The sequence below is a fragment of the Cohnella sp. AR92 genome (genome assembly GCF_003990975.1).
GTDB lineage: Bacteria > Bacillota > Bacilli > Paenibacillales > Paenibacillaceae > Cohnella.
Window position 1 is genome coordinate 47,791 of the sequence record NZ_RZJR01000006.1, and the last position, 26,255, is coordinate 74,045.

At 55.6% G+C, this 26,255-nt stretch carries 25 protein-coding genes and 1 riboswitch; of the genes, 18 read left to right on the top strand and 7 right to left on the bottom strand.

Annotated features, from left to right (window positions below; all coding sequences use genetic code 11):
* Positions 1–22: 22 nt before the first annotated feature.
* The 4 genes from ELR57_RS10640 to ELR57_RS10655 all read left to right on the top strand — a co-directional run bounded on the left by ELR57_RS10640 (position 23) and on the right by ELR57_RS10655 (position 3,256).
* The gene (locus tag ELR57_RS10640; protein WP_126959051.1) at positions 23–898 is read left to right on the top strand and encodes a tetratricopeptide repeat protein; all 876 of its coding nucleotides are present in this window, start codon (positions 23–25) and stop codon (positions 896–898) included.
* A gap of 194 nt (positions 899–1,092) precedes the next feature.
* A complete protein-coding gene (locus ELR57_RS10645; protein WP_126959052.1) occupies positions 1,093–1,572 on the top strand; it encodes a DUF6530 family protein in 480 nt (159 codons plus the stop codon).
* Positions 1,573–1,604: 32 nt separating this feature from the next.
* A complete protein-coding gene (locus tag ELR57_RS10650; RefSeq protein ID WP_126959053.1) occupies positions 1,605–1,973 on the top strand; it encodes a GIY-YIG nuclease family protein in 369 nt (122 codons plus the stop codon).
* A gap of 98 nt (positions 1,974–2,071) precedes the next feature.
* On the top strand, positions 2,072–3,256 hold the full coding sequence (locus ELR57_RS10655; protein WP_126959054.1) for an FAD-dependent oxidoreductase: 1,185 nt from the start codon (positions 2,072–2,074) through the stop codon (positions 3,254–3,256).
* Positions 3,257–3,320: 64 nt separating this feature from the next.
* On the opposite strand, the gene ELR57_RS10660 is transcribed toward ELR57_RS10655, so the two are convergent.
* A complete protein-coding gene (locus ELR57_RS10660; protein WP_158629993.1) occupies positions 3,321–4,076 on the bottom strand; it encodes an SDR family NAD(P)-dependent oxidoreductase in 756 nt (251 codons plus the stop codon).
* Between the two features lie 168 nt (positions 4,077–4,244).
* On the opposite strand from ELR57_RS10660, the gene ELR57_RS10665 reads away from it, so the two are divergent.
* From ELR57_RS10665 to ELR57_RS10675, 4 genes are all read left to right on the top strand, one after another.
* Positions 4,245–4,832 carry a TetR/AcrR family transcriptional regulator gene (locus ELR57_RS10665; RefSeq protein WP_126959056.1) on the top strand — a complete coding sequence of 196 codons (588 nt, stop codon included), beginning with the start codon at positions 4,245–4,247 and terminating at the stop codon, positions 4,830–4,832.
* A gap of 8 nt (positions 4,833–4,840) precedes the next feature.
* Positions 4,841–5,677 (top strand): phosphotransferase family protein, encoded by an 837-nt coding sequence (locus tag ELR57_RS10670; RefSeq protein WP_126959057.1) that lies wholly within the window; start codon positions 4,841–4,843, stop codon positions 5,675–5,677.
* Positions 5,674–5,847 (top strand): tetratricopeptide repeat protein, encoded by a 174-nt coding sequence (locus ELR57_RS27855; RefSeq protein ID WP_158629994.1) that lies wholly within the window; start codon positions 5,674–5,676, stop codon positions 5,845–5,847. The genes ELR57_RS10670 and ELR57_RS27855 overlap by 4 nt, the downstream gene beginning before the upstream one ends.
* 285 nt (positions 5,848–6,132) lie before the next feature.
* Complete coding sequence (locus ELR57_RS10675; protein WP_126959058.1) at positions 6,133–7,614, top strand: Lsa family ABC-F type ribosomal protection protein; 1,482 nt, start codon at positions 6,133–6,135, stop codon at positions 7,612–7,614.
* Between the two features lie 25 nt (positions 7,615–7,639).
* On the opposite strand, the gene ELR57_RS10680 is transcribed toward ELR57_RS10675, so the two are convergent.
* Both ELR57_RS10680 and ELR57_RS10685 read right to left on the bottom strand, forming a co-directional pair.
* Entirely contained in the window at positions 7,640–9,313 is a 1,674-nt protein-coding gene (locus ELR57_RS10680; protein ID WP_126959059.1) for a ribonuclease J, read from the bottom strand.
* Positions 9,314–9,438: 125 nt separating this feature from the next.
* Complete coding sequence (locus ELR57_RS10685; protein ID WP_126959060.1) at positions 9,439–9,795, bottom strand: winged helix-turn-helix transcriptional regulator; 357 nt, start codon at positions 9,793–9,795, stop codon at positions 9,439–9,441.
* Between the two features lie 149 nt (positions 9,796–9,944).
* On the opposite strand from ELR57_RS10685, the gene ELR57_RS10690 reads away from it, so the two are divergent.
* Both ELR57_RS10690 and ELR57_RS10695 read left to right on the top strand, forming a co-directional pair.
* Positions 9,945–10,298: a DoxX family protein gene (locus ELR57_RS10690; protein WP_126959061.1), complete on the top strand. Its 354-nt coding sequence runs from the start codon at positions 9,945–9,947 to the stop codon at positions 10,296–10,298.
* A 119-nt stretch (positions 10,299–10,417) separates the two neighbouring features.
* Positions 10,418–10,556: riboswitch (cyclic di-AMP (ydaO/yuaA leader) on the top strand.
* Positions 10,557–10,701: 145 nt separating this feature from the next.
* Positions 10,702–11,901 (top strand): KamA family radical SAM protein, encoded by a 1,200-nt coding sequence (locus ELR57_RS10695; RefSeq protein WP_126959062.1) that lies wholly within the window; start codon positions 10,702–10,704, stop codon positions 11,899–11,901.
* A 144-nt stretch (positions 11,902–12,045) separates the two neighbouring features.
* On the opposite strand, the gene ELR57_RS10700 is transcribed toward ELR57_RS10695, so the two are convergent.
* Positions 12,046–13,074, bottom strand: a complete 1,029-nt coding sequence (locus ELR57_RS10700) for an NADH:flavin oxidoreductase/NADH oxidase (RefSeq protein ID WP_126959063.1) — start codon at positions 13,072–13,074, stop codon at positions 12,046–12,048.
* A gap of 179 nt (positions 13,075–13,253) precedes the next feature.
* Here ELR57_RS10700 and ELR57_RS10705 point away from each other — a divergent pair, with 179 nt between their 5' ends.
* The 3 genes from ELR57_RS10705 (at position 13,254) to ELR57_RS10715 (ending at position 15,694) form a co-directional block, all read left to right on the top strand.
* Entirely contained in the window at positions 13,254–14,069 is an 816-nt protein-coding gene (locus tag ELR57_RS10705) for an AraC family transcriptional regulator (RefSeq protein WP_126959064.1), read from the top strand.
* 36 nt (positions 14,070–14,105) lie between these two features.
* A complete protein-coding gene (locus tag ELR57_RS10710; RefSeq protein ID WP_126959065.1) occupies positions 14,106–14,315 on the top strand; it encodes a hypothetical protein in 210 nt (69 codons plus the stop codon).
* An 86-nt stretch (positions 14,316–14,401) separates the two neighbouring features.
* Complete coding sequence (locus ELR57_RS10715; RefSeq protein ID WP_126959066.1) at positions 14,402–15,694, top strand: class II aldolase/adducin family protein; 1,293 nt, start codon at positions 14,402–14,404, stop codon at positions 15,692–15,694.
* 87 nt (positions 15,695–15,781) lie between these two features.
* Here the strand turns inward: ELR57_RS10715 and ELR57_RS10720 are convergent, their stop codons facing one another.
* Together ELR57_RS10720 and ELR57_RS10725 are read right to left on the bottom strand one after the other, a co-directional pair.
* Positions 15,782–16,801, bottom strand: coding sequence for a 2,3-butanediol dehydrogenase (locus ELR57_RS10720; RefSeq protein ID WP_126959067.1), 1,020 nt, complete (start codon positions 16,799–16,801; stop codon positions 15,782–15,784).
* Positions 16,802–17,021: 220 nt separating this feature from the next.
* Positions 17,022–18,281, bottom strand: coding sequence for an MFS transporter (locus ELR57_RS10725; protein ID WP_126959068.1), 1,260 nt, complete (start codon positions 18,279–18,281; stop codon positions 17,022–17,024).
* Positions 18,282–18,398: 117 nt separating this feature from the next.
* Between ELR57_RS10725 and ELR57_RS10730 the strand changes: the two genes are divergently transcribed.
* From ELR57_RS10730 to ELR57_RS10750, 5 genes are all read left to right on the top strand, one after another.
* On the top strand, positions 18,399–20,189 hold the full coding sequence (locus ELR57_RS10730) for an SgrR family transcriptional regulator (RefSeq protein ID WP_126959069.1): 1,791 nt from the start codon (positions 18,399–18,401) through the stop codon (positions 20,187–20,189).
* A 484-nt stretch (positions 20,190–20,673) separates the two neighbouring features.
* Positions 20,674–21,237, top strand: a complete 564-nt coding sequence (gene ahpC, locus ELR57_RS10735; protein ID WP_126959070.1) for an alkyl hydroperoxide reductase subunit C — start codon at positions 20,674–20,676, stop codon at positions 21,235–21,237.
* Positions 21,238–21,251: 14 nt separating this feature from the next.
* Positions 21,252–22,781, top strand: a complete 1,530-nt coding sequence (ahpF, locus tag ELR57_RS10740; RefSeq protein ID WP_126959071.1) for an alkyl hydroperoxide reductase subunit F — start codon at positions 21,252–21,254, stop codon at positions 22,779–22,781.
* A 143-nt stretch (positions 22,782–22,924) separates the two neighbouring features.
* A complete protein-coding gene (locus ELR57_RS10745) occupies positions 22,925–25,129 on the top strand; it encodes a heavy metal translocating P-type ATPase (RefSeq protein WP_126959072.1) in 2,205 nt (734 codons plus the stop codon).
* Entirely contained in the window at positions 25,126–25,806 is a 681-nt protein-coding gene (locus tag ELR57_RS10750) for a sulfite exporter TauE/SafE family protein (RefSeq protein ID WP_126959073.1), read from the top strand. The genes ELR57_RS10745 and ELR57_RS10750 overlap by 4 nt, the downstream gene beginning before the upstream one ends.
* Positions 25,807–25,819: 13 nt before the next feature.
* Here ELR57_RS10750 and ELR57_RS10755 read toward each other — a convergent pair whose 3' ends face one another.
* The gene (locus ELR57_RS10755; protein ID WP_126959074.1) at positions 25,820–26,245 is read right to left on the bottom strand and encodes a FixH family protein; all 426 of its coding nucleotides are present in this window, start codon (positions 26,243–26,245) and stop codon (positions 25,820–25,822) included.
* Between the last annotated feature and the right edge of the window lie 10 nt (positions 26,246–26,255).

Below are 26,255 nucleotides of genomic sequence, written 5' to 3' on the forward strand. Positions count from 1 at the left end.
CCGGAACGGGGGAGAACAGCGGGTGGAGAATGCCCAGCAAGAGGCCTATTCGTACCGGAACGTCGACCAGCTGATCGAGTGGCATCGATATAAGGAAGCCCTGAAGGAAGCGGAGCAGATCCTGTCGCGCAGCCCGGAAGACCCGGATGCCATGGCCTTGATCGCCAAGGTCTATCTGATGCTGTCGGAATATCCGAAGGCGTTGTACTGGTCCGCAGAAGCCCTGAAGCGCGAACCGGAGCATGAACAAGCCTGGTACGTGCGCGTTCTCGTCTACTATGAGACGAGAAACGCCAAGGAATTCTACGCTGCGGCGGACGAAGCGATCCGGATCAGCCCTTACGAGGGAATGTATTACTTTCTGAAAGGAAGCCTGCTTGCCAACAAAGCCAAGCTTAAGGAAGCTCGGAATCTTGTTCATGAAGCCTTGGCGCTCGAACCGGAGACGCCGCTCTATCTTGCGTTTCTGTCTTATATCGAAGCGTTGGACGGCCGAATGGCGGAATCCGCCCGTCTGGATAAGCAAGCGGCACAGATCGGCGCGGAATCGGCGACCGTTCTTCTCTATCTCGGGCTGGCGGCGCGATGCCGCGCCGATTACAAGCTGGAAGAAACGTACCTTCGATCGGCCGTTCGCCTGAAGCCGAACAGCAAGCAATATCAAGACGAATATCTGGAATGCATGCAGCACAGCTATCGGATCTTCCGCGTTATGCTCTGGCCGTTCAAATTCTTGCGCCGATTGAAGCCATGGCAGATCGCGGTTTGCTGGTTTTTCGCATTTCTCCTTTTTAAACCGTTGCTCGTCTTATTTATCCTTGCGTATCTCGCCGTGCATTGGGGAACCAAAGGCTTCGTGCATGTCAAGGTATTCGGATGGCGGAGAAGGCCGGGCTGACCGTAACAGATTCCAACACGTAAAGACGTCGTTAGGGAACGAATCCCTGCGACGTCTTTTTAGCATGCACAGGAGCATTATTGACGGCGGCTTTGTTTTCCGTTACCATTGAACGTAATTATTAATTTAGTAAATTAGTAAATTAGTAAATCTTAAAAGTAGTATCCATCCAATAATGGAAATGAGGAAGCCCTATGAAAATTCCGACTTCATTAAAGCATAAGCCGGTTATCGTGGCAGAGGATTACGGTCAGATCGACGGACGCTCCGCGGGGGACACCGATACTCAAGGCTTGAGTCTAGGTCTTGCCCAATGGAACGATCGCGGCAAGGTCGACATCTCCGCCAAAGTATGGAGGTACACGGGCGAGAAGTGGTCCCGCCAGTCGGAGGAGCTGCCGCTGCATCGCGTGCTGGATTTATCGATCCTGATCTGCCGCGCTCTGGAGCACTTCCGCGAGTCCTATCGTTATGAGGGCTTGTACGATCCGGAGAATCCGGTCATCGATCGGATCGGCCTCCAGGGTGAAGCGATGACGGTATCGGTCTGCACCGACAACGAGAAGATCCGCGAGGATATCAAGCTGTTTAACCAAGCTCTCAGCGATGACGGCGAATTGATCGGGGAACGGCTGAGCACGCTCTCGCGGCTTCTGAAGGAAATGGGCTATTAAGGGAAGGAATATCGCATGAAGGAGGCATCGACGTGGATAAAAGCAAACGCAAGGAGCTTCAAGAGGAATATAAGCAAATAAAGACCTTTATGGGGGTCGTTCGGATCACGAATCGGACGAATGGCAAGATGTATGTCGATTCTTATCCGAACCTGAAGAACAAATGGCTGACGATCCAGATGCAGCTCGATATGGGCCGATTCGCGAACGCCGAGCTGCAACGGGATTGGACGGCGCTCGGGAAGGACGCATTCGATTACGAAGTCTTGGAAGAGAAGGACACGACGGATATTCTGGACGTTCGCTGGGAAACGAAGCAATTGGAGAAGAAGTGGTTGGAGAGGCTCCAGCCGTACGGAGAGAAAGGATACAATAAACCGAAGCCAACGACAAATGAATAGCGTTCTCGCAAAGCCCTTGCCGACGTCGTGCAAGGGCTTTTTTACGGTTCATATTCCGTTCATATCCGGTCCTTATTCTTATCGTGGAGGTGTTAAATATGACAAATCAACATCCAAACCAGAATTCAAAGCCGAACGCAAACCGCCGCATTGCCATCATTGGAGGAGGACCCGGAGGGCTGACGCTTGCCCTTATTCTCCAGCGCCACGGGATCGAATCGGTTATTTACGAGAGGGAGCCGGTCGAATCCAACCGCGATCATGGAGGTTCCCTCGATATTCACGAGGATTCCGGGCAATTGGCATTGAAGGAGGCCGGGCTGCTGGAAGCCTTCCAAGCCATCGCCCGTTATGAAGGCGAAGACTTCTTGCTCGTCGATAAGAACGGAACGACCTATCGCAAGGAAGTGGCCGAGGGAGACAAGAAGGGTGACCGGCCGGAGATCGACAGGGGAAGCCTATGCGAGCTTCTGCTAAGCGACTTGGATCCGAGCCGCATTCGGTACGGCTTTAAGTTAATTGAGGCGATTTCCCTTGAAGACGGCAGGCATGAGCTGCGATTCGAGAACGGACATATCGATACGGTCGACCTGGTTGTAGGAGCCGACGGAGCATTCTCCCGAATTCGGTCGCTTCTGACGGAATCCGCGATCGAATATTCGGGTTTAAGCATGGTAGAGCTCAACGTCGAAGATGCCGCCAAGATTTACCCCGATCTTTACGCCTATAACGGGCGCGGGAAGATGTTCGCCTTATCCGATAACAAAGCGATTCTAGCTCAGTTGAACGGAGACGGACGAATCAAGGTATATCTGAGCTTCCGAGCCGATCGTGATTGGCTGGACACGAACGGAATTCCGCTCGATCAGCCAGCGGAAGCCAAGCGAATGCTGCTGAACTATTTTGACGATTGGGATGATAAGCTGAAGAATTACATTCGCTATGCAGGAGATCGGATCATTCCGAGAAGAATCTACATGCTTCCTGTAGGGCTTACCTGGACGTCCCGCCAGGGCATCACTCTCATCGGAGATGCCGCGCATCTGATGTCTCCATTCGCGGGAGAAGGAGTAAACCTTGCGATGCTGGACGCTTCGGAACTTGCGTTATCCCTTGTCCGCAATGAGGATCTCTGTGAGGCCGTACGCGAATACGAGAAGAAGATGTACGGCTACTCGTCGCAATCGGCCAAGGACTCCGACGAGAATCTTAAGTTAATCTTCGGCGATAATGCCGCCGAGAAGCTGAATGAACTGTTTGATCGGCTGCAGCAGCATGCCTAACCATAAACAGGAAGAACGGCTTCGGGGATCTCCCCCCGAAGCCGTTCCGTTTGGCAGCGCGCGATTATTGGAATATCTCGCCGCCGGCGCAATTGACGATCGTGCCGTTCAGCATGTCCGCTCCGGTCGTCGCCGCAAAGATGACCACCTCGGCGATATCCTCCGGAGTCGCCGGAATGTTCGGGCCGGTAGAGGCTGCCAACTTCGCGAAGCGTTCTTCCGACATCGTCGTAACCGCATTCGCCGCGATATTCGTGATCATGGTGTTCGGCGCAACGCCTACCGCCCGGATATTCAGGTCCTGGTAGTCTTGTCCGATCGATTTGGTCAGCGCGGCCAAGCCGTGCTTCGTCGCCGAATAAAGGCCGTTGAAGGCCGTCGGCTTGAAGCTGTTCGAGGATACGGTGTTGACGATGCGCCCGCCGCCGTTCTTCAGCATAACCGGAATGACGTATTTAAGCCCGAGGAACGCTCCCTTAAGATTAACGCCGGTTACCCGATCGTATTCGCTAAGCTCATATTCGTGAAGCAAACGTAGCGGAACCATGATTCCCGCGTTGTTGACGAAGTAATCGATCCGGCCGAACGCTTCGACCGTTTGCTCCACATAGTTCTTCACGTCTTCCTCGCGAGAGACGTCCGCTTTGATGAAGACCGCTTGGGCACCACGCTCCAACACGAGGGATAACGTCTCTTGGCCGGCTTGCTCGTTGAAGTCGACAAGAGACAGGCTGTACCCTCGCTCCGCGAGCTTTAGGGCGACCGAACGGCCCAGGCCGGTAGCCGAGCCGGTAATCAAGAACACTTTGGATTCGCTCATTCTGAACACCTCTCCGGATAGGATGATCATTCACAGATGCTTTTTTTACACCGCATCGTTCAGATGGTACCATAAGAGCAAGAAACGCGATGAACAGAGGCTTTTAGAGGTGTAGTAAATACGACACATGCATGGACAAGTGTCAACTAAAAATGAAGGAGAGTCCTTATGGCCGGTCCCCGTGATTATCCCGATATCCGCGTCGTTCGCACGAGAACGCAGCTGAGGGAGGCGCTGATCGATCTTCTGCAGGACGCCGGCTTCGAGTCCGTGAACGTGGCGGATATTGCCCGCCGGGCAGGCGTTAACCGAGTGACGTTCTACAACCATTATTCCTCCAAGGAAGAGCTGCTCGCCGAGGTTCTCGATACGCAGCTGGACGAGTATGTCTCGTTGATCGACAAGTTCGATCCGAAGACGCAGACCGAAGGATTCCATTCTAGCCATGAACAATTCATCCGGCTTAATTACGAACACTTCGACCAATACGCCAAGGTCTATAAAATCCTCCTGTCGGAGGAATTTCCCGCCTACACGAAGAAATTCATAGAGATCATGCAGCAGAGCATCCGCCATGTCCTGTCTCATATGAAGAGGAAGCCCGGGCTCGAGGAGGAAGATTACGCCTTCTTCAGCGAGTGGATCATCGGAGGGACGATGCAGACGGTCCGCAATTGGATCCGCAACGGACAGTTTCCTTCCGCGGAAGTGATTGCAAGGCGAACGGTACAGACCACCAAGTTAATGCTGTTATGAGAATACAGATGGAGACGAGAGGGGCAGCCGAAGTGGTTATTGGTCGTCAGGTGGGGATCGGCAATACGGCGAGCGTGTACGAATGGGGAAGCAATGAGGTCGTCAAGCTGTTCCATCCAACCGAATTCGCGCGTTCGGATGCGGAGAAGGAAGCGAGAAACGCGGAACTCGTCAGCGAGCTGAATCTCAAGGCTCCGCGCTACTCGGGACGAATCGAGTACGAGGGCAGGCATGGTTTGATCTACGAGAAGATCGAGGGACCGACCATGCTGGTCAGGATCGAGCCGAACCAAGAAAGCGTAAGTTACCATGCGAGACTAATGGCGCAGCTTCAGCACGAGTTTCATCAAGTGCGAGTCGGACGAGAATCCAATCTGAAGAAGGAACTGCTGGGCAGGTTGAATTGGACTCCCGAATTGAGCGATGCCGAGAAAAGCCGGATCCGGGACATTGCGGCCGGCTTGCCGGACGGAGACGCGTTCTGCCATTACGATCTGCACCCCGGCAATATCATCCTGTCGCCGAACGGCCCTGTCTTGATCGATTGGATGAACGTCCTGATCGGCGATCCGGCCGCGGACGTGGCGAGAAGCGCCATGATCATCCGGTCGTCCGACCTGCCGCCGGATGCCCCGGAATGGCTGCAGAACAGCTGGCTGGCCGACCGCAGTCACCGTTTGTTTTTCTACGAGCAGTATTGGAACGAATACCAAGCGTTATCCGGCATGAATCAACAGAACGTAGAGGACTGGTTGGCGCCGACCTGGGCGGCACGAATCCTCGAAGTCGATCGGAGCTCAAAGAACGATTTATTAACCCTCATCAGAGAGAGGATAACGGCGTGACAACGATAGAGCAAGCGATTCACCTTAGACAATCCGGGCAATTGGACCAAGCTCGCGAGCTTCTGCTTGAACTCATCGAGATGAAGCCGCTCAATCCGGAAGCGCGGTATCAATGCGCATGGGTGCATGATGTCATGGAGCGGGACAAGCTCGACAAAGTCTGGAATTAATGGACTCCCAGGGTTGAAAATCGGGTTGCGGGCATGCTATGATGCAAGTAATTCAAGGACGGGAGTGACTGCGATAATGTGATTCTTCTTGCTAAGGCTCAAACAAGATACGCGAGTTTATCGCCTATTTTATTTGCCTATGCAAGAAAGTTACGTTATCCGTTCACTCAGACGAATATCCCGAGCGAACCCTGATTCAAGAGGGCTCGTCCCGTTGTATTTATTTGAGTCGCGAGAAAGTAACTTTCTTGCGGCTCTTTTATTTTGTACGCGGGAGGATAATTTATGTCATTAATTAATGTGCGAAACCTAACCTTTGCCTATGAAGGCAGCTACGATAACGTCTTCGAGAACGTCAGCTTTCAGATCGATACCGACTGGAAGCTCGGTTTTACGGGAAGGAACGGAAGAGGAAAAACCACATTCCTGAACTTGCTGCTCGGCAAGTTCGACTATTCCGGCCACATCAGCTCCAACGTCGATTTCGATTATTTTCCATACCCGGTCAAGAACAAGGAAGACAATACGCTGGATATCATCGGCGAGATCTATCCCGATTATGTCCATTGGGAGCTCATGCGCGAGCTTAACCTGCTTGAAGTGGAGGAGGATGCGCTCTATCGGCCGTTCGAGTCGTTATCGAACGGAGAGCAGACGAAGGTGCTACTGGCCGCTTTGTTCTTGAAGGAGAACAACTTCCTGCTCATCGACGAGCCGACCAACCACCTGGATCGGAAAGCGAGAGAGCTGGTCGGCGAATACTTGAATTCGAAGAAGGGCTTCATTCTAGTCTCTCACGACAGGGCGTTCCTCGATCGCTGCATCGACCATGTGCTCTCGATCAACAAGACGAATATCGAGATTCAGCAAGGCACCTTCTCGAGCTGGATGGAGAACAAGCAGCGTCAGGACAACTACGAGCTGGCGGAGAACGACAAGCTTCGCAAGGATATCAAGAGGCTAAACGAAGCGGCTGCTCGCACGAGCCATTGGTCGGACGAAGTGGAGAAGACGAAGAACGGTACCCGCAACTCCGGGCTTCGGGTGGACAGGGGCTTCGTCAGCCACAAAGCGGCGAAAATGATGAAGCGATCCAAATCGCTCGAGAATCGGCAGCAGGCGGCGGCGGAAGAGAAGTCCAAGCTTCTGAAGAACATCGATACGACGGAGAGCTTGAAGATCGCACAATTGACCTATCACAAGCAGAAGCTTGTCGAGGTTGAGCGCGTATCCATCTTCTATGGGGACAAAAAGGTGTGCGAGGATGTCAGCTTCTCGATCGAGCAAGGAGACCGGATTGCGCTAAGCGGCAGGAACGGAGCGGGCAAGTCCAGCCTTCTCAAGCTGATTCTAGGGGAGGAGATCCGCCATACGGGAACCCTGAGAGTAGGGAGCCAGCTCCGAATCTCCTATGTGTCTCAAGATACTTCCCATCTGAGGGGAAGCCTGACGGATTACGCGAGGGAGCACGAGATCGACGAGAGCCTGTTCAAAGCGATCTTGCGGAAGCTGGACTTCTCCAGGGTCCAATTCGAGAAGGATATGTCGGACTTCAGCGGCGGCCAGAAAAAGAAGGTGCTGATCGCAAGGAGCTTGAGCGAGAAAGCTCATCTGTATATCTGGGATGAGCCGCTCAACTTCATCGACGTCATCTCCCGCATGCAGATCGAAGAGCTGCTTCTTGAACATGAGCCGACGATCCTGTTCGTGGAGCACGACCTGGAATTCCATCAGAGCGTCGCCACGAAGTTCGTCGAGCTCTCCTGAGGCGAAGAGGACGTCGAACGTCCTCTTACACCTCGATCAGGATCGGAAGGATCATGGGGCGTTTCTTCGATTGGGCGAAGAGGAACTTCGCCAATTCATCCTTAAGGGCGCGCTTCATGGCGCCCCATTGCCTGATCTTGGCTTCCCTCAGTTCGGATAACGTGGCCCGCGTCCGTTCTTGGACCTGCTTGATCAGATCGTCATTGTCCTTCATGTAGACGTAGCCGCGGGAGATGACGTCAGGTCCGGACAGGATCGAGCCGTCCCGCTTGCTTAACGTAAGGACGACGATCAAGATGCCGTCCTCGGACAGCTGCTTGCGGTCCCGGAGCACGACGGTTCCGATGTCTCCGACGCCCAGACCGTCCACGAAGGCATCTCCGGCCGGAATCTTGTCGCCGAGCGCGACCGATCCTTTCGAGAAGGCAACCGCATCCCCGTTGCCTACGATTAGGATGTTATCGGGCTCGATTCCGACGGCTTCCGCGAGCAGGCGATGCTGATAAAGCATTCGGTATTCGCCGTGGATCGGGACGAAGAAGCGGGGCTTCATCAGGGTGAGCATCAGCTTGAGCTCCTCCTGGCTGCCGTGCCCGGAGACGTGCATCCCCGTCGAAGACCCGGATCCATAGATGACTCGGGCCCCCAGTTGGAACAGGCTGTCGACGATGCGCGTCACGTTCCGCTCGTTGCCGGGAATGGCGCCAGCCGCGATAATGACGGTGTCTTCCGGGTCGACGCTCATCTGCCGGTAGCTTCCGTTCGCCAGCCTGGCCAAGGCGGCCATCGGCTCTCCTTGGCTTCCCGTACAGAGGACGGTTACCTGCTCGGAAGGCAAGCGGGACGCTTCATCCGCTTCGATGAGCATGCCGTCCGGGATCTCGAGATAACCGAGCTCCTGGGCAACATTGACCACGTTGACCATGCTTCGCCCGAGCAGAGCAAGCTTGCGTCCCGAAACGATAGAGGCCCGAATGACCTGTTGCAAGCGATTGACGTTAGAGGCGAACGTCGACACGAACACCTTGCGCGGGGCATGCGCAACCGCTTCTTCGATGTGCGCGCCGACCAGGCGTTCCGACGGCGTAAACCCGGGGCGTTCGGCGTTCGTGCTCTCGGACAGCAGGAGCAGGACTCCCTGGGAGCCGATCGACGCCATGCGATGCAGGTCGGGATACTGCCGGTTCTCCGGCGATAAGTCGAACTTGAAGTCTCCCGTATGAACGATTGTCCCGAGAGGGGTATCGAAGACGACGCCTAGGCAGTCGGGGATGCTGTGGTTGGTGCGGAAGAAGGAGGTCCGGATCGGACCGAACTCGACGACCGATTCGGCATCGATCACGTTCAAGGACGCGTCCCGCAGCAGCCTATGTTCCTTAAGCTTGGTCTCGATAAGGCCTAGCGTCAGGGCGGTCGCGTAGACGGGAACGTTCAACTCTTTGAGGAAATACGGGATGCCGCCGATATGGTCCTCGTGGCCGTGAGTGACGATCAGAGCTTTGACATTGTCCGCGTGTTCAAGCAGGTAAGCGATATCGGGAACGATCAGGTCGATGCCTGGCAAGCTCTCATCCGGGAACTTCGAGCCGCAATCGATGACAAGGATCTCCTCGCCATATTGGATGGCGTACATGTTCTTGCCGATTTCGTTCACTCCGCCGAGCGCGAAGACCATTCCTTGGTCCGGTGTCCGAGTCATGGCGATTCCTCCGTTGGTAAGGTCATGACAACTAGTATGAAATCGGACATCCGAGCTTATTCAACCAAGCCAAAGAGCCTCCCGCGGCTGGGAGGCTCTTCGGCTTCTTTATTGGCTTAAAAGCTTTATTTAGAGGCTCGTTTGGCTTCCCAATCCTCTCCATATAGCTCCTTTAAGTGCTTGACGTGAGAGATTCCCCATTCGTTCAACGCTTCAAGGGCGCCGGACATCCCTTTGCCATAGTCCGAGACCCAGTATTCCACCTTGGGCGGAACCTGAAGATAAATCTTCCGATGGACGATATCATGGTATTCGAGTTCCCTAAGCTGCTGGGTCAGCATCTTTTTGGAGATGTCCGGAATGGCCTTCTGAAGCTCGCTGAACCTCATCGTTCCATTCGACAAGAGTTGCGAAAGAATAATCGGCTTCCACTTGCCGACGAGGATCTCGAGCACCGATTCGAAATTGCAATTCTCGGACATGTGGCGGAGTCGCCTCCTTTGCTATTGTACTTCTAGGTTACTTTTTGGAGACTATGTTTATTTGGAGTTACTACTTCCCAAGTTCATTTCTAGCCCTTATTATACACCTATGCACGAAAAGTAAGCAACTTAAGGAGAGGGTTTGGGCTATGAATATTGCATTGTGGATTGCGCAAGGGTTATTGGCGTTCATGTTTATTATGGCAGGCTTCATGAAGACGTTTAATCCAGCGAAGACGAAAGAGAGCATGCCTTGGGCGAAAGATTCTTCCACGGGATTCGTCGTCTTCGTCGGTTTGGCGGAGCTGCTCGGAGGTATCGGACTCATCCTGCCGGAAGCGATTGATGTTGCAACGGTACTGACTCCTATCGCGGCGGTCGGACTCGGCGTCATCATGATTTTGGCGGCCGGACATCACGCTAAGCGCAAAGAAAACCAAGCGATCGGGATGAACATCCTGCTGCTCGCCATCGCCGTCTTCGTGGCGATCGGCCGGTTCTAAGGGAAGCTTCTTCCTAGTTTGCGATGGGTGATAATTACAATTCGATTACAATTCGGATATTTTGCTGATTGCCTTGTCGTTGTTTGTTATAGTTTAAGGGAGTTATCCCATACAGGGTAACGATCTTGTAGCTTAGTTTCCGGTGAAACCGGAAAGCGGGGGAACCAATCTTCTGGGGCGAATCGGTCTGCAAGGACCGTAGGGGACCATCTAACCCGAGTCCGTCAGCTAACCTCGTCAGCTTTGGATGGGTCAATTATACGCGCAGCGGAGGAGATCCTCGGCTTGTCTTTTGACCCGTGCAGCGGGTCTTTTTTGCGTTCTGGCGCCTTCCGGCTCCTACCTGCAAGATCCGACGCGAGAAAGCCCGACAAGTTCAAAAAACAGCTAAAGGAGCGTGTCTATGCCTCAGCCGAAGTATTTGATGAACATTGACAGGATCGAACGGATTCCCGAGTCGGAGAGAGAGCAGCTCAAGCGAATTACCGAGAAATTCGTGTTCCGCGTAAACGATTACTACTTGGACTTGATCGACTGGAACGATCCTCACGATCCGATCCGCAAGCTCGTTATTCCGAATGCGGAGGAATTAGGGGAATACGGGCGCTGGGACGCATCCGACGAGGATACGAACTACGTCGTTCCCGGGTGCCAGCACAAGTACGGAACGACGGCGCTCTTGATCGTCTCCGAGGTATGCGGGGCGTATTGCCGCTACTGCTTCCGCAAGCGATTGTTCCGGAATGATGTGAAGGAAGCGGTCTCGGACATCGAGCCCGGGCTGCGATATATCGCTCAGCGCAAGGAGATCAACAACGTTCTCCTTACGGGCGGGGACAGCTTAATACTCGGAACGCCTAGGATTAGGATGATCCTAGAGCGCCTCAGGGAGATCGATCACGTGAAGATCATCCGGATGGGTTCCAAGATCCCGGTGTTCAATCCGATGAGGATCTATGAGGACGAGGAGCTTCTCGATGCGATTCGCACCTATTCGTCCCCCGAGAAGCGAATCTATGTCATGGCGCATATCAACCATCCCCGCGAGATCACGAAGGAAGCGGTCAAGGGGTTCGAAGCCCTGCATAACGCCGGCGCTATCGTCGTCAACCAAACCCCGGTTCTGCGCGGCATCAACGATGACCCGGCCGTGCTGGGAGAATTACTCGACAAGCTCTCGTGGGCGGGAGTGACGCCGTATTATTTCTTCGTGAACCGTCCCGTTGCGGGAAACAAGGCTTTCGTGCTGCCGTTGCGAGAAGTGTATGAGATCGTGGAGAAAGCGAAGGCGCTCACTTCGGGGCTAGGCAAGAGGGTTCGTCTCTCGATGAGCCATACTTCCGGCAAAATCGAGATCTTGGCAATCGACGGCGGTAAAGCCTACTTGAAATATCATCAATCGAGAGACAACCGGTACGGGATGTTCATGACGCTCGACTGCCCGGATGACGCCGCTTGGTTCGACGACCTGCCTGGCAGCGAGAAGTTCTGGACGAAGCCCGAGAAGAAGACGAACGCCGTGGCGTCCGTGAACGCGATGCCGGACATGCCGACCTCCAAGAAATTATCGACGGGCAGGCAAGCCGCTTCTCAGAAGGAATAGGCGAACAAGAGTTTACAAAGGAGTAGGTAACAATAGATAAGCCCCGCCAAGCCGTCATGCGTTCTAAAGGAACCGATTGGATTCCTGATTAGAAGAGGCGACGGCGAGGAGGGGCTTCGTTTTTCTTTATCGACAAGGCATTCGTTAACGAACATAGATCCCGCGAGCGTATTGGACGGGCGGTTCGACCTTGCGCGTTACGGCGCGAATGGCATGCAGCGCCCAATAAGGATCGTCCAGCATGCCGCGTCCGACGGCAACAAGGTCGGCGTCCCCGTTCGCCAGGACGGCTTCGGCGACCAGCGGATCCTCCAGGATGCCGACCGCGATGACGGGAACGTCGAGGGCCTGCTTGAAGGCTCGGGCGAACGGAACCTGGTAGCCGGCATGGCTGCCCGGCTTGCGGACGCCGTGAGGCGCTTCACCGCCGCTGGAGATATGGAACAGATCGACGCCGGCCGCTTGGTAGTTCTTCGCGATCCCGATCGAATGGTTCAGATCGTAGCCGCCGTCCATGTATTCTACCGCGGAGATTCGCAGGATCAGAGGCATGTCATCCGGCATTGCGCTGCGCGCTGCTTGGATGACTTCGACGCCGAAACGGGACAGCTCTCGGCCGTATTCGTCCGCGCGATTGTTGATGCCGGGGGAGTGGAATTGATGAATCAAGTAGCCGTGCGCGCCGTGAAGCTCGATCGCGTCATAGCCCGCTTCGACGGCCCGCCGGACGGCTGCCTTGAATTTGCCGACCATCTCGCGAACCTCTGCGGTCGAGAGTGCGCGGGGCGGGTTCTTGATTCCTTGCACCGGAATATCCGAGGCGCCGACCGGTTGTTCGGCATCCTCCGCTTTGCGGCCGGCATGGGCGATTTGCACCGCGATCTTGGCGCCGTGCCGGTGAACCTCATCGACGATCCTCCTGTGAGCGGGAATTTGGTCGTCCGACCAGAGCCCGAGGTCTCTCGAGGTGATCCGGCCGTCCGGCTCGACGTCCGTCATCTCGACGATGATAAGGCCGGTTCCGCCGACGGCTCTGGATGCGTAATGGACAAAGTGCCAATCGTTCGGAATGCCATCTAAAGCGTCGACGGAATATTGGCACATCGGAGGCATCACGATACGGTTTTTTAACGACAAGCCTTTAATCGTATATGGTTGATCCAAGTAGGACATTATTAGCAGCTCCTTCAATGGCATAGTACTTGCATGTAAGGATAATAGTAAAAGTTCCGGCAACGCGATTCAATAAAACATCTTGTTTTGATAGGAATAGAAGTAGTTACATATCTTGCTTTTTACATGGAAATACGAAACAATGAAAAGGCGGATATTGCAAGCGAGAAGGTGAAGGGATGCAAGCGACGGAAAGGGGAATCGTCCCGCAGTTAGTCTACATAGGCAAGGTTAGCGACAATCCGAATTGGAAGTTCCCGAGCCATCGGCACGAGAACGTCAGCGAGCTGATCTTCGTCGCCAGAGGGAGGGGAGTCATCAAGATCGACCGGCAGCTTCATGCCGTCGAAGCCGGCGATCTGCTTGTCTACAATCAAGGAGTGATCCACGAGGAATGCTCCTCGCCCGCTTGCCCTCTCGGCGTGTATTACTGCGGAGTTAAGGTTCCTTACGACGAGAAGTACGGCACCGACTTGATCTCGAGAGATGTCCTTCCGCAGATCCCGACTCATGAGGATTCGGAGAAACTCCAATCTTTGTTTGCCGCTCTTCATCAAGAATTCGTTCAAAGGAAGGATGGCTTCGAGATCGTCTGTTCCGGCCTTCTAACGGCGATAATCGCGCTGGTTCGCCGAATGTCCGAAGACCGGCCGCCGGCGTGCAAGAAGGATCCCGACACGTTGGCCGCGCGCATGAAGGAATACCTGGATCGGAATTATTTGAAGCATTTAGCGCTGAACGACATCGCGGAAGCCTTTCATATGAACGCCTATTATCTTGCGCATGTGTTCAAGGACAAATACGACGATTCGCCGATCAACTACATGCTTCGCAGGAGAATGGAGGAGGCGACGCGACTGCTCATGCATACCGACATGAAGGTCGTGGAGATCGCCGGCTTCCTGGGGTATGAGAACGCGAATTATTTCACCAATCTATTCCGCAAGACGATGGGGGAATCTCCGACCCAGTTCAAGAAGAAGGGGAAAAGGTAACGGGTAAAAGATGACGAGAAGCGGAGGTTTGCATAAGTGGGCAGCATGATGTGGCTTATCGTGGCCGTCGTCGTCGTCCTTCTGGCCGGTTTGGTCGTGACGGTGATGATCGGGCAATCCCAGAGCAACCGGGAAGAAGATTCCAGCTATTCGAAGAACAACGGAAGAAACTGGGCGAATTTGTCCTGGATCTACTTGATCGGAATGATCGTTGTCCTGGTCATCGTGTTCTGGCTGCTGAAGTAAGCGGGGAAGGATATAATGTCGATCATAGAAAGCTGCCGATAAATTTCATAGGATATAGATAAATTCGAATCGGGAGCTGACACACAATGACGACGCAAGAGAGCCGCCCCGCCCGGCAGCTTCTTCAATTCATGGAGCGAATCTACCGGTACGGAATGACCACGACGTCCGGCGGGAACTTATCCATTCGCGAGGAGAATGGGGATATCTGGATTACGCCGTCCGGCGTGGACAAAGGCGCCCTGACCGTCCAAGACATGGTGTGCGTGAGAGCGGACGGAACGGTGGAAGGCTCGCACCGTCCCTCGAGCGAGTTTCCCTTCCACCGGCTAATCTACGAGACGCGTCCCGACTTGAAGGCGATCGTACATGCGCATCCGCCCGCGCTCGTCTCCTTCAGCATCGTAAGGAGAATTCCGGATACGAGACTGCTGCCGAATGAACGCCGCATCTGCGGACGGATCGGAATGGCGCCGTACGCGCTGCCGGGCAGCGAGCAATTAGGGCGCAATATCGCCAAAGTGTTCGGCGAAGGCATCAATTCGGTCATGCTGGAGAACCACGGCGTCGTCGTCGGGGGGCGCGACTTGTTCGAAGCGTTCCAGGCGTTCGAGACGCTTGATTATTGTGCGCGCTTGGAGATCGAAGCGGCAAGGATCGGGAAGCCGACTCTGCTCACCGACGACGATTACGCCATCGTTCGGGAGAAGAGCGCAGCGTCGCTCCCCGTCTATAGAAGCGAAGGCATCGACGAAGAAGAGATGGAAGTTCGAAGGACGATGTGCGGTTACGTCCGAAGAGCTTATGATCAAGGGTTGTTCACGAGCACTCAAGGGACGTTCTCGCAGCGGCTTAACGAAACGGATTTTCTCATTACGCCTTACGGATGCGACCGCAAATACCTGGAGCCGGAAGATCTTGTTTGCATCCGCGGCGGCGCGAGCGAGGAAGGGAAGATTCCCAGCCAATCCGTACGCTTCCACCAAGCGGTCTACGGGCAGCAGAAGCACGTCGATTCGGTTATTCTCGCGCACCCGCCCTGTATCATGGCGTTCGCCGTCACCGATCTGCCGTTCGATTCCCGAACGATTCCGGAGAGCTATATCCTGCTCAGAGGCACGCCGAAGCTAAGCTTTGAATCGCTATACAACGAGCCCGAAGAGACGGCCGCGTTGTTTGTCCCGAGCACGCCGATCGCGATCGTGAAGAACAATTGCGTCGTCGTCGCGGGACAAGGCTTGCTGAATACATTCGATCGGCTGGAGGTCGCCGAATACAGCGCGAAGTCGATCCTGTCCGCCCGCGCGCTCGGCGAAGTGGTCCATATCGAAGACGCGGAGATCCGGGATTTGAAGGCTGCTTTTAAGCTGGCGGATTAGCCAATTATCGAATAATAGAGAAGACCGACCGGAACCCTCGTTCCAGTCGGTCTTTTTCGCGATGCGGACGCTACTCTTCTTAACTCTTTACAGGCTCATATCGACGAGTATCTTGATTTGGGTGCGGTCTTTAAGAAGCACCTCGAAGCCTTGATCGACGATATCGTTCAGGGCGATCTTGCCCGTAATGACTTCATTGCCGTTGATCACGCCGTTCGCCAGCAGCCGGATCACTTCCGGGAACAGGTTCGTGTAAGCATACGAGCCGGTAATGCGGCCTTCCGTCGTGACGATCGCGTTCGGGCTGAACGTTGCGGGCTTCTCCCAGATGCTGACGACCTTGAACTCGCCTCCCGGACGAATGGAGCTGGCGCCGGCCTCGAAGGTCGCTTGCACGCCCGCCGCGTCGAAGGCGACATCCGCTCCGCCGCCCGTAATCTCGCGGATGGCTTGAACCGCGTTCGTCTCGATCGGGTTCAGCGTATGGGTGGCTCCGAGCTCCGCGGCTTTGCGCCGGCGTTCTTCCGACACTTCCACGACGACGATGACGCTGGCTCCGGCTGCCTTGACGGATTGAAGCAGAAGAAGGCCGATCGGACCCGCGCCGAAGATCACGGCCGAATCCCCGAGTCTCAGTTGGCTCTGGCGAACGGCGTGAACGGCTACCGCCGTAGGCTCGACGAGCGCGCCCAGCTCCAGGCTCATTCCCTCGGGAAGCAAGAAGCAATTATTCTCCTTCACGACCGCGTACTCGGCGAAGCCGCCGGAGATCGTATAGCCGTAGCCTTCGCGCGCAACGCACAGGTTGGAGAAGCCTCGGCGGCAATTGACGCATTGCCCGCACGGAATAAGCGGCTCTACCGCGACCCGATCCCCGGCCTTCACTTTGGTTACTCCTTCTCCGACTTCGATGACCGTGCCGGTGAATTCATGACCGAGCACAGGCTGCTTCCGAATCGGATAGGTGCCTCCGACATACTCATGCATATCGCTGCCGCAGATGCCGGCGTAATTGACTTTGACAAGCACTTGGCCTGCCGCAAGAGCCGGTACTTCGGTTTCCTTCACTTGAATGTCTTTCGCTCCATAGATGTGTGCCGCTCTCATGCTGATCTCTCCTTCGCAATGTATTGAACACATGTTTTGAACAGATGTTCAACGCTACGTCCCTAGAATAGCACTTGATTGCTAGATTGTCAAAAAGACAAAGGAGGCAGACTTGCCAGAGAACTTGAAGCTATGGCGAATACAGACATGGATGGCAATAACGTAACGGACGACGGTTCGCTAGGTTTTTTCTATAGATACCCTTTACTAATTGGTCTAGTCAGAGCGACTGCTTCCTGCGCCACAACGGACTGACCAGACAAAGGCCGAAGACGGCCAGGTTCAGGGCGAACCCGATAAGGAAGACTAGCGAGGCGCCTTCCTGCTTCGTTACCCAGCCGGAGAAAGCAATGGCGAAGGGCATGCCCAGCTTGAAAATGGATCCTGTGATGCCGCTGATGCGTCCAATAAGATGATGCGGCGTGGACTCTTGGCGGAACGTCCAGATGCTGAGGGTACTGATCGTCTCGAACCAGCCGAATAGGAACAATCCAATGGCGAGCCAATAAACGGAATCCGCAAAATAAAACAGAAGCAGAACAAGCGAAGTCAGCAAGGTAGATAGCGCGATCAGCTTCCCCACAGAGAAATGGCGGCGCAAACGGCCGATGAGAAGACTGCCGACAAGTCCTCCGATTCCGGCGGCGGACAGGACGACTCCAAGCTCCAGGTTGCTTAATTCCAGTTCGTCCTTGGAGTAGAAGATAATCGTGGTATCCACCATCCCCGACGTCGAGTTCAAGAAGATAACGATGACCGACATCCAGAGCAGGAGTCGATTGCGAAGAAGCTCCGCCCAGCCGGCTCGAAGCTCCGTCCAGAAGCCTCTTTCCTCGAGGCGGGACGTGTTGGTGCCGTTATGGCGAATGAAGAGAAGGGTTGCGAACGCGCCGGCGAACGAGATCGCGGTGACGAGCAGCGCTTCATGGAGCTTCGGAAGCATGAGAATGAATCCGCTGATAGCCGGGCCCAAGATGCCGACAAGCGTCGTCACGAAGTTGTAGGAAGCATTCGCCGACGTCAATTGGCTGTTCGGAAGCGAATGCTTCACCATCGCTACTCTGGCGTTGTTATAGGCATACCCGAAGCCCATTAGCAGAAATCCGGCAACGTAGAACACGATCGGCCGGGGATGGCCGAACTCGATCGCGGCATAAAGGGCGGCAAGAATCATTCCTTGAAGGAGAATGGCGGCGAGAGACCATTTCTTCTTGTTGACGCGGTCCACAAGCACGCCGATAAACATCGCGAGCAGCAGATTCGGCAGGAATTCGATGCCCCGCATCGTCGACATGATCACGGACGATCTTGTCATGTCGTACAGGATGAGCGGAAGCGCCAGCTCGTAGATTTTGTTGCCGAGGGCCATGACGGCACCCGTCCCCAGCAGGATCAGGAAGGCAGGGCTGCGCCATACGGAAGGGGCGGGCGGCGTCGATCCCTCGTTCTTGGCGGCGGTTGACAGGGTGGATGTAGCCATTGCGATAAGTTCACTCCTCTTTACGGTTCAAGCGAGACCCATTATACTGACGGAAAAGTAGAACAAAAAGCGAAAGATGAACCGAGTGATTTCGCCTTTTACGAGGGAGGAGCAGACATGGAGCTCGAGGACTATTACCTGCAATTAAGAACTCGATTCCCGGATCGTCCCCAAGGCCAAGAGCTGCCGATTACGTTGGACGAGCTCTCCTTCGCTCTGGACTGCACCCGCCGCAATGCGCAGCTGTTGATCCTGAAGATGATCGACAGGAACTTTCTCGAATGGCAGCCGGGCCGAGGAAGGGGCAACCGATCGCGGCTTACATTCCTTCAGGACAAGGACGAGCTTATTCTGCATAGGGCCGAGAAGCTGGCGAAGGAAGGCGATGTGAATGCCGCGCTTCAATTCCTGGAACGGCATGCGGACGAACGGCTGACTTCCGAATTCCAACGCTGGCTGTTCGGCCAATTCGGCTTTCATAAGCGCCCCAATGAGGAGGACGTGCTTCGTTTTCCTTTTTACCGGCCGATCCCCGATCTGGATCCCATGAACGTCATTCGAAGAACGGAAGCCCATATGATACGGCAGATTCTCGATACGCTGGTCGTCTATGACGAAGCGGAGAAGCGGGTGAAGCCCGGGCTTGCGCATCATTGGGAGCATAACAAGGCGAGAACGGAATGGACCTTCTATTTGCGCAAGGGGGTTCGCTTCCATCACGGGAAGCGGATGAACGCCGAAGATGTGAAGTACACGTTCGAGAGAATCCGCGCTGACAAGCCGGGGGATTGGTTCTTGGCTAACATCGAAGGCATCGAACTCCTCGGATCGACGAGCCTGCGGTTTCGGCTTCGGGAGCCGAACACCCTGTTCCTGTCCTTTCTCTCGGCGGAGCGATTCTCGATCGTGCCGGACGATTTGGAGCAGATCGCCGCCAGGCAGGACATCAAGCGGCTGCCGATCGGGACGGGACCGTTCCGAATCACGGACAATACGGACTCGCTCCTCGTCCTTCAGGCGAACGACTTCTATTATGGGGGCCGACCCTATCTGGATCGGGTGGAGACTTGGGTGTGGGAGGATTATAAGAAGTCTTCGGTTATGGCGAGCGATCCGGCGGAGAGGATGCAGGTGTTGTATTTCGATGCGCTGGCCAGGCAGCGGGCCGAGCGCGTCCTCTACCGCGCGGAAGCCGGCAGCACGTATTTGTCCTTCAACCTGATTAAGGAAGGTCCGCTTCAGGATTCGCGCTTACGGGCCGCGGTTCATTGGGCGCTGAATCGGGAAGAGATGATCGGGGAGCTTGGCGGGAGACGGATGAAGATCTCCTCGGGATTCGATCCTCTGAACGACGACGAGGCCTATGGACTTGGCGATCAAGCGAAGGCAAGAGAGCTTCTGAAGGCATCCGAATACCGCGGAGAGGTCCTGCGGCTCTATACGTATGCGCTCTCCTCGAACGAGCAGGACGCCGAATGGATCCGGGAACGCCTAAGCCGAATAGGATTGAACGTCGATCCGGTCGTCCTGCCGATTCGCGAATTGTCGCAAGCCGACGCCATCGCGGAAGCCGATATGATCTTGGCGGGCGAAGTATTGGGAGTCGAGCCTTCCGTTACGCTGATCGATATGTATCGTTCGAGCGAAGGGTACATACGGAATCATCTGGACGAACCGTCCAAGGAAGAGGTGGACGCCGAGTTGTCCGCGGCGCTTCGCGAGACGGATTCAGAGAGGAGAACGGAGCTTCTTCTCAGCATTGAAGAGAGCTTGCGCGGTCGGCATCTCGTCTTGTTCCTGTACCACAGCCACCAGACCGTTGGCTTCGATCCGGCTTTGAACGGAACTTCCTTGAACGCGTGGGGCAAGATCGACTACAAAGAGATCTGGTTGAAAGAGAACCCCTGACCGGAAGCCGATTCGGCATGAAAAAAAGCGGTATCGACGTGTGATTATCGGCAGGCGGATTACGGATTGCTCTAACGGCTCGTGGCTAACGGAAGTTTCAGACCTTAAGCGATCGAATAAGAGCGGTTATTGATTCTTACGGATATAAGCGACGCTTAAATGGGCAGTTAGCCTCGAGGAGAGGGGCAATACCCGTATAAGGGCCTGTCATTTCCGTTAAAATTTATAAGCCCTCCATTTTCCCCTGTAAAGGTCTCAGATTTCCGTTACAATTCTCAGGACACTGCCGCTGCCAATGGAATAAAGAGTCGAAAGCGGTGGAATACTAAAACGACATGCGTACACAAATTTGTCAAATTTACTTCATGTTTTCTTCATGTGCATGAGGGAGATCGATGATATTATTTGTATCAAGCAGTAAATAAGAATGATTATTGACTGCTAACCGTTCTCAATAGAAAAATCATTTAGGAGGAAACCAACAATGTCTCTGATTGGAACTCAAGTACTACCGTTCAAAGCGCAAGCATACCAAAACGGCAACTTCATCGAAGTAACCGAAGAAAACTTCAAGGGCAAGTGGAGCGTTGTCTGCTTCTATCCTGCTGACTTTACGTTTGTCTGCCCGACCGAGCTGGGCGACCTGCAAGATCAATATGAAACGCTGAAGTCCCTGGGCGTAGAAGTCTATTCCGTATCCACGGACACTCACTTCACTCATAAGGCTTGGCACGACAGCTCCGAGACGATCGGCAAGATCAAGTACATCATGATCGGCGACCCTACGCACACGATCTCCCGCAACTTCGACGTTCTGATCGAAGCGGACGGCCTGGCTGACCGCGGAACGTTCATCATCGACCCTGACGGCGTGATCCAGACGATCGAGATCAATGCAGGCGGCATCGGCCGCGACGCGAGCGCACTGGTCAACAAGATCAAGGCTGCCCAATACGTTCGCAACAATCCAGGCGAAGTTTGCCCGGCCAAGTGGCAAGAAGGCGGCGCTACGCTGAAGCCAAGCCTCGATCTTGTCGGCAAGATCTAAGGAGGGCGAACAAGGTGTTGGATTCTGATATCAAGCAACAATTGGACCAATACCTTCAGCTCCTTGAGGGAGACCTGCTGATCAAGGTTAGCGCAGGTTCCGATGCAGGATCGAAGGACATGCTGGCTTTCTTGGACGAGCTGGCCGGCATGTCCTCCCGTATTAAGCTAGAGAACGCTGAGCTTGCCAGAACTCCGAGCTTCAGCGTGAATCGGGCGGGAGACCCGGATTCCGGCATTGTCTTCGCAGGCATTCCTCTTGGGCACGAGTTCACCTCGCTGGTTCTGGCCTTGCTTCAGGTCAGCGGTAGAGCTCCGAAGGTAGAGCAAAGCGTCATCGATCAAATCAAGAACATCAAAGGCACTTATGCATTCGAGATTTATGTCAGCTTGACCTGCCACAATTGTCCGGACGTCGTCCAAGCCCTGAATACGATGAGCGTGCTTAATCCGGGGATCACCAATACGATGATCGACGGAGCCGTATTCAAGGAAGAGGTCGAGAGCAAGGACATCATGGCGGTTCCTTCCGTCTGGCTGAACGGCGAATTTTTCGGCGGCGGACGGATGTCCATCGAGGAGATCGTATCCAAGCTGGCAGACTCTCCCGATCCTTCAGAATTTTCGAACAAAGAGCCGTATGACGTCCTTGTCATCGGCGGCGGACCTTCCGGCGCCAGCTCCGCGATCTACGCGGCGCGCAAGGGCATTCGCACCGGGTTGGTGGCGGAACGCTTCGGCGGGCAAATCATGGATACCGTCGGCATCGAGAACTTCATCAGCGTCAAGTATACCGAGGGCGCGAAGCTCGCGGCGAGCTTGGAAGAGCACGTCAAAGAGTATAATGTCGACGTCATGAAGCTTCAGCGCGCGGTTCGCCTGGAGAAGAAGGACCTGATCGAAGTGGAACTGGAGAACGGCGGCGTCTTGAAGAGCAAAACCGTCATCCTGTCGACCGGCGCCCGTTGGCGCAATGTCGGGGTTCCCGGCGAAGCCGAGTTCAAGAACAAAGGCGTCGCTTATTGTCCTCACTGCGACGGTCCGCTCTTCGCGGGCAAGCGCGTCGCCGTCATTGGCGGAGGCAACTCCGGCATCGAAGCGGCGATCGACCTCGCGGGCATCGTCAGCCATGTGACCGTCATCGAATTCGGCACGGAGCTCAAGGCGGATTCGGTTCTCCAGGATCGTCTGTACAGCCTTCCTAACGTTACGGTCTACAAGAACGCGCAGACGACCGAGATTACCGGTACCGACAAGGTGAACGGCATTACCTTCGTTGACCGCGACTCTAAGGAAGAGACGCATGTCGAGCTCGAGGGCGTCTTCGTGCAGATCGGTCTCGTCCCGAACACGGAATGGCTTGCCGATACGCTGGAGCGCACCCGTATGGGCGAGATCGTCGTCGACCGTCATGGCGCGACGAGCCTTCCCGGCGTCTTCGCGGCGGGCGATTGCACCAACAGCGCGTACAAGCAAATTATTATTTCGATGGGTTCCGGCGCTACCGCGGCACTCGGCGCGTTCGATTACCTTATTCGGAATTGATCATAGCAAGCTAGTCAGACAAGCCACCCGATCGGGTGGCTTTATGCATTTTGCACGACACGGAAGGCTATTCTGTTCCGCGGCGGACGGACATATAACCTGTATATAGGGAGATTGTCCTCAAGCCAGTTGCGGAGGGAATTATGAAGAACCTTCAGCTTCAAATAACGGGCATGACATGCGCGGCGTGTTCGTCCCGAATCGAGAAAGCGCTGCTCCGGGTAGAGGGCGTAAAAGAGGCAACGGTCAGTCTTGCCACCTCGAGCGCCGTCGTCCAATGGGAGAATCCCGACCTGAACGAGAGCCAGATCGTCGATCGCATCCATAAACTCGGCTATGGAGCCGAACCCCTGCGTCCGCGCGACGGCGATCCTCTCCAATTGGAGACGCGCCAATACCGGCGGCGATTCATCGCTTCCGCGATTCTCTCCGTACCTTTGTTGATCGCGATGCTCGGGCATTTCTCCGACGCTATCAGCCGCGTGACGCCGCCAATATTCTCGAATCCGGTCTACCAGATGATCGCGGCGGCCGTTCTGCTGCTTTATTCCGGTTATCCGTTCTATCTGGGAGCTTATCATGCGTTAAAGCAAGGCATGCCGAACATGGACGTCCTGATCGCCATGAGCACCGCCGTTGCCTTCTTCTACAGCCAATATCAAGCGCTGCAGCGGCTGGGTGCGCATTCGGCTCACGGACATCCCGCCCTTTACTTCGATTCGATCGCCATGATTCTCGTTGCCGTTACGCTCGGGAAGTGGATGGAGTCCATCGCCAAGGGGAATGCCGCCCGCAGTTTATCTTCCCTGCGGCAGCTGCGTTCGGAGACGGTCCGGGCCATCCGGCGCAATGCCATCGTCACGATTCCCGTCGGGGAGCTGGCGCCGGGCGAACGGTTCGCCGTCGATGCGCCGGAATGGATTCCGACGGACGGCGTCATCGTTAGCGGCTCCGCGGAGGTCGACGAGTCTCTCTTGACCGGAGAAGGCTTGTTCGTCGCGAGGAAGGCCGGAGAGAAACTTTATGCGGGAACGCGCGTGGCAAGCGGCAGCGTGGTGCTGCGTTCGGATTCGAACGGAGAAGAGACCCGTCTGTCCCGAATGATCGCGGTCGTCGAGAAAGCGCAGCATGCGAAGCCTGCTATCGAGAGAAGGGTGGACCGCGTCGCCGCGTACTTCGTGCCGACGATCCTTGCGTTAGCCGTATTGACATTCATCGGATGGACGCTCCATGCGACGGCGATTCAAGCCATGGATCGCGCGATGGCCGTTCTGCTGGTCGCTTGTCCATGCGCGCTGGGCTTGGCAACCCCGATCTCCATGCTGATCGGCTCCAGCCTTGCTCTTCGAAACGGAATCGTCGTCAAAGAAGCGAGCACGCTCGAGACGTTAAGCCGCGCCAACGTCTTTATGTTCGACAAGACGGGGACGCTGACCCGAGGGCAGCCGGAATTGTCCGACCTGACCTCGGTGGACATCCCGCAGTCCAAGCTTCTCCGGCTGGCGGCCTCTCTGGAACAAGCTTCCGATCATCCTTTTGCCCGCGCCATCGTCAAGGAAGCGATGGCACGCCGCTTGCTTCTGGCCTCGCCAAGAGAATCGAAGGAACTGCCCGGCAGAGGAATCGAGGGTATTGTGGAAGGGCGCCGATTGCTGCTGGGACGAGCGAGCTGGTTGAAGGAGAGAGGAGTCGAGCTCCCGTCATCCGTTCAGGAAGAGAAGGGAGAGGAGCCCGCTTCGGAACAGTGGTTGGCCGTAGACGGCAAGTGGGCGGGGCTGCTGCGGTTCCGGGATCCGATCCGAGACGACGCGCTCGCGACGGTTCGGGACTTGGAGCCATACGGAGAGATTTGGGTCGCGTCCGGCGATCGGGAGAACGCCGCGCGCGCGATCGCGTCCCGCTTGGGCATCCCGAACGTGAAGGCGGAGCTGCTTCCGGAGCAGAAGCTGGAGCTGCTGCAATCCTTGCAGCGCAAAGGACGACGGGTCGTCATGGTCGGCGACGGGGTCAACGATACCGCGGCGCTTGCCGCTGCGGATGTCGGAATCTCGATGGCAGGCGGCAACGAGGCCGCGTTTCAGGCGGGCGACGTCGTGATCGCCGGCGGTCGTTTGTCCCGAGTGAGCGACGGTTATCGTCTCGCCCGGCTGACGATGCGCAATGTGAAGCAGAACCTGCTGCTTGCCATCGTCTACAACGCGGTGATGATCCCGTTAGCCGTCTCGGGAATTCTCGACCCGCGTCTGGCCTGCCTCAGCATGGCGTCCAGCTCGCTGCTCGTCGTCGGCAATTCGCTGCGGCTTCGCCGCATTCGGATGGGTTCCGGCGAAAGCGAGAGGCGCCTATGATAACCAACGAGCTGGCAATCGCCGTGCTGGCCGGGTTAACGGGGGCGCCTCATTGCATCATCATGTGCGGCGGGATCGGAGCCTCCATCGCCATGGAAGCCAAGAGGAGCGCGGTCGTTTCCCTGCTCCTGTACCACAGCGGCCGCATTCTGACGTACGCTTTGACCGGCGCCGTCATGGGAGCGGCGGGCTCGTTCCTCAATCTCGCCGGCAGCTTCGTGGGGCTGCAGGGAGCCGCCAGCATCGCCGGCGGAATCTTCATCCTGCTGTGGGTCTGGAGAAAATACGCGCTTCCGCTGCAAGCGATCCGGCTTCCCGGTCACGAGCGATTGAGACGGCTCGCGGCTTCCTCTACCGGAGCCGCTGAATTTCTAGCGATTTTCCTCACCGGCCTGCTGTTGGGGCTGCTTCCTTGCGGACTTACCTACGCGATGCAGATGAATGCCGCGGCGACAGGGCATTGGGGCGAGGGGTTCCTGATTATGCTGGCTTTCGGGCTTTCCACGTTTCCCGTCCTGTTCGCCTTCGCTCTGTTCGCCAAAGCGATCGGCCGTCGAACGAGGCGCGGTCTCCGTCAAGCCGGACAGATTCTGGCGACGATCATGGGCGTGCTGGCCGTCATGAAGGGTTTAAGCGCCAACGGCTGGATTCCTTCCATTCATCCTTGGCTGTGGTAATCGGAATTCCGGTTTAACGAACGACATATTCGTGCTGGAGCTTATAAGTCTCTTTGCCTACCTGAATGTTCGCTTCCGCTACCCAGCGTCCTCTCATGACGGGAAGCACGACGGCATCGTATTGTCCGTTCTCGCCGCCGGGCGCGATGCCGGCCGTGAAGATTCCGCAGAACATCTTGGGCATCCAGGTCTTGATCTGAAGCTTGTCGGCTTCGACCGGCAGGCCGTTCGAATCGGTGATCCGAACGAGAAAATGGCTCTCCTCCATAGGGGAGGAATGAGCCGTCAGAGTGACGATCTCCAATCGCAAGCTGCCGGTGTCCAGCGCGCTCTCCAGCGGAAGCGCGCTCGTGCGCTGCTGTCCGATCAGCCAGAATACGATTCCGAGAATGGCAGCGATCGACAAAGGCCAAGCAAGACGCCGAATCGGTCGTTTCACGTATGACCGC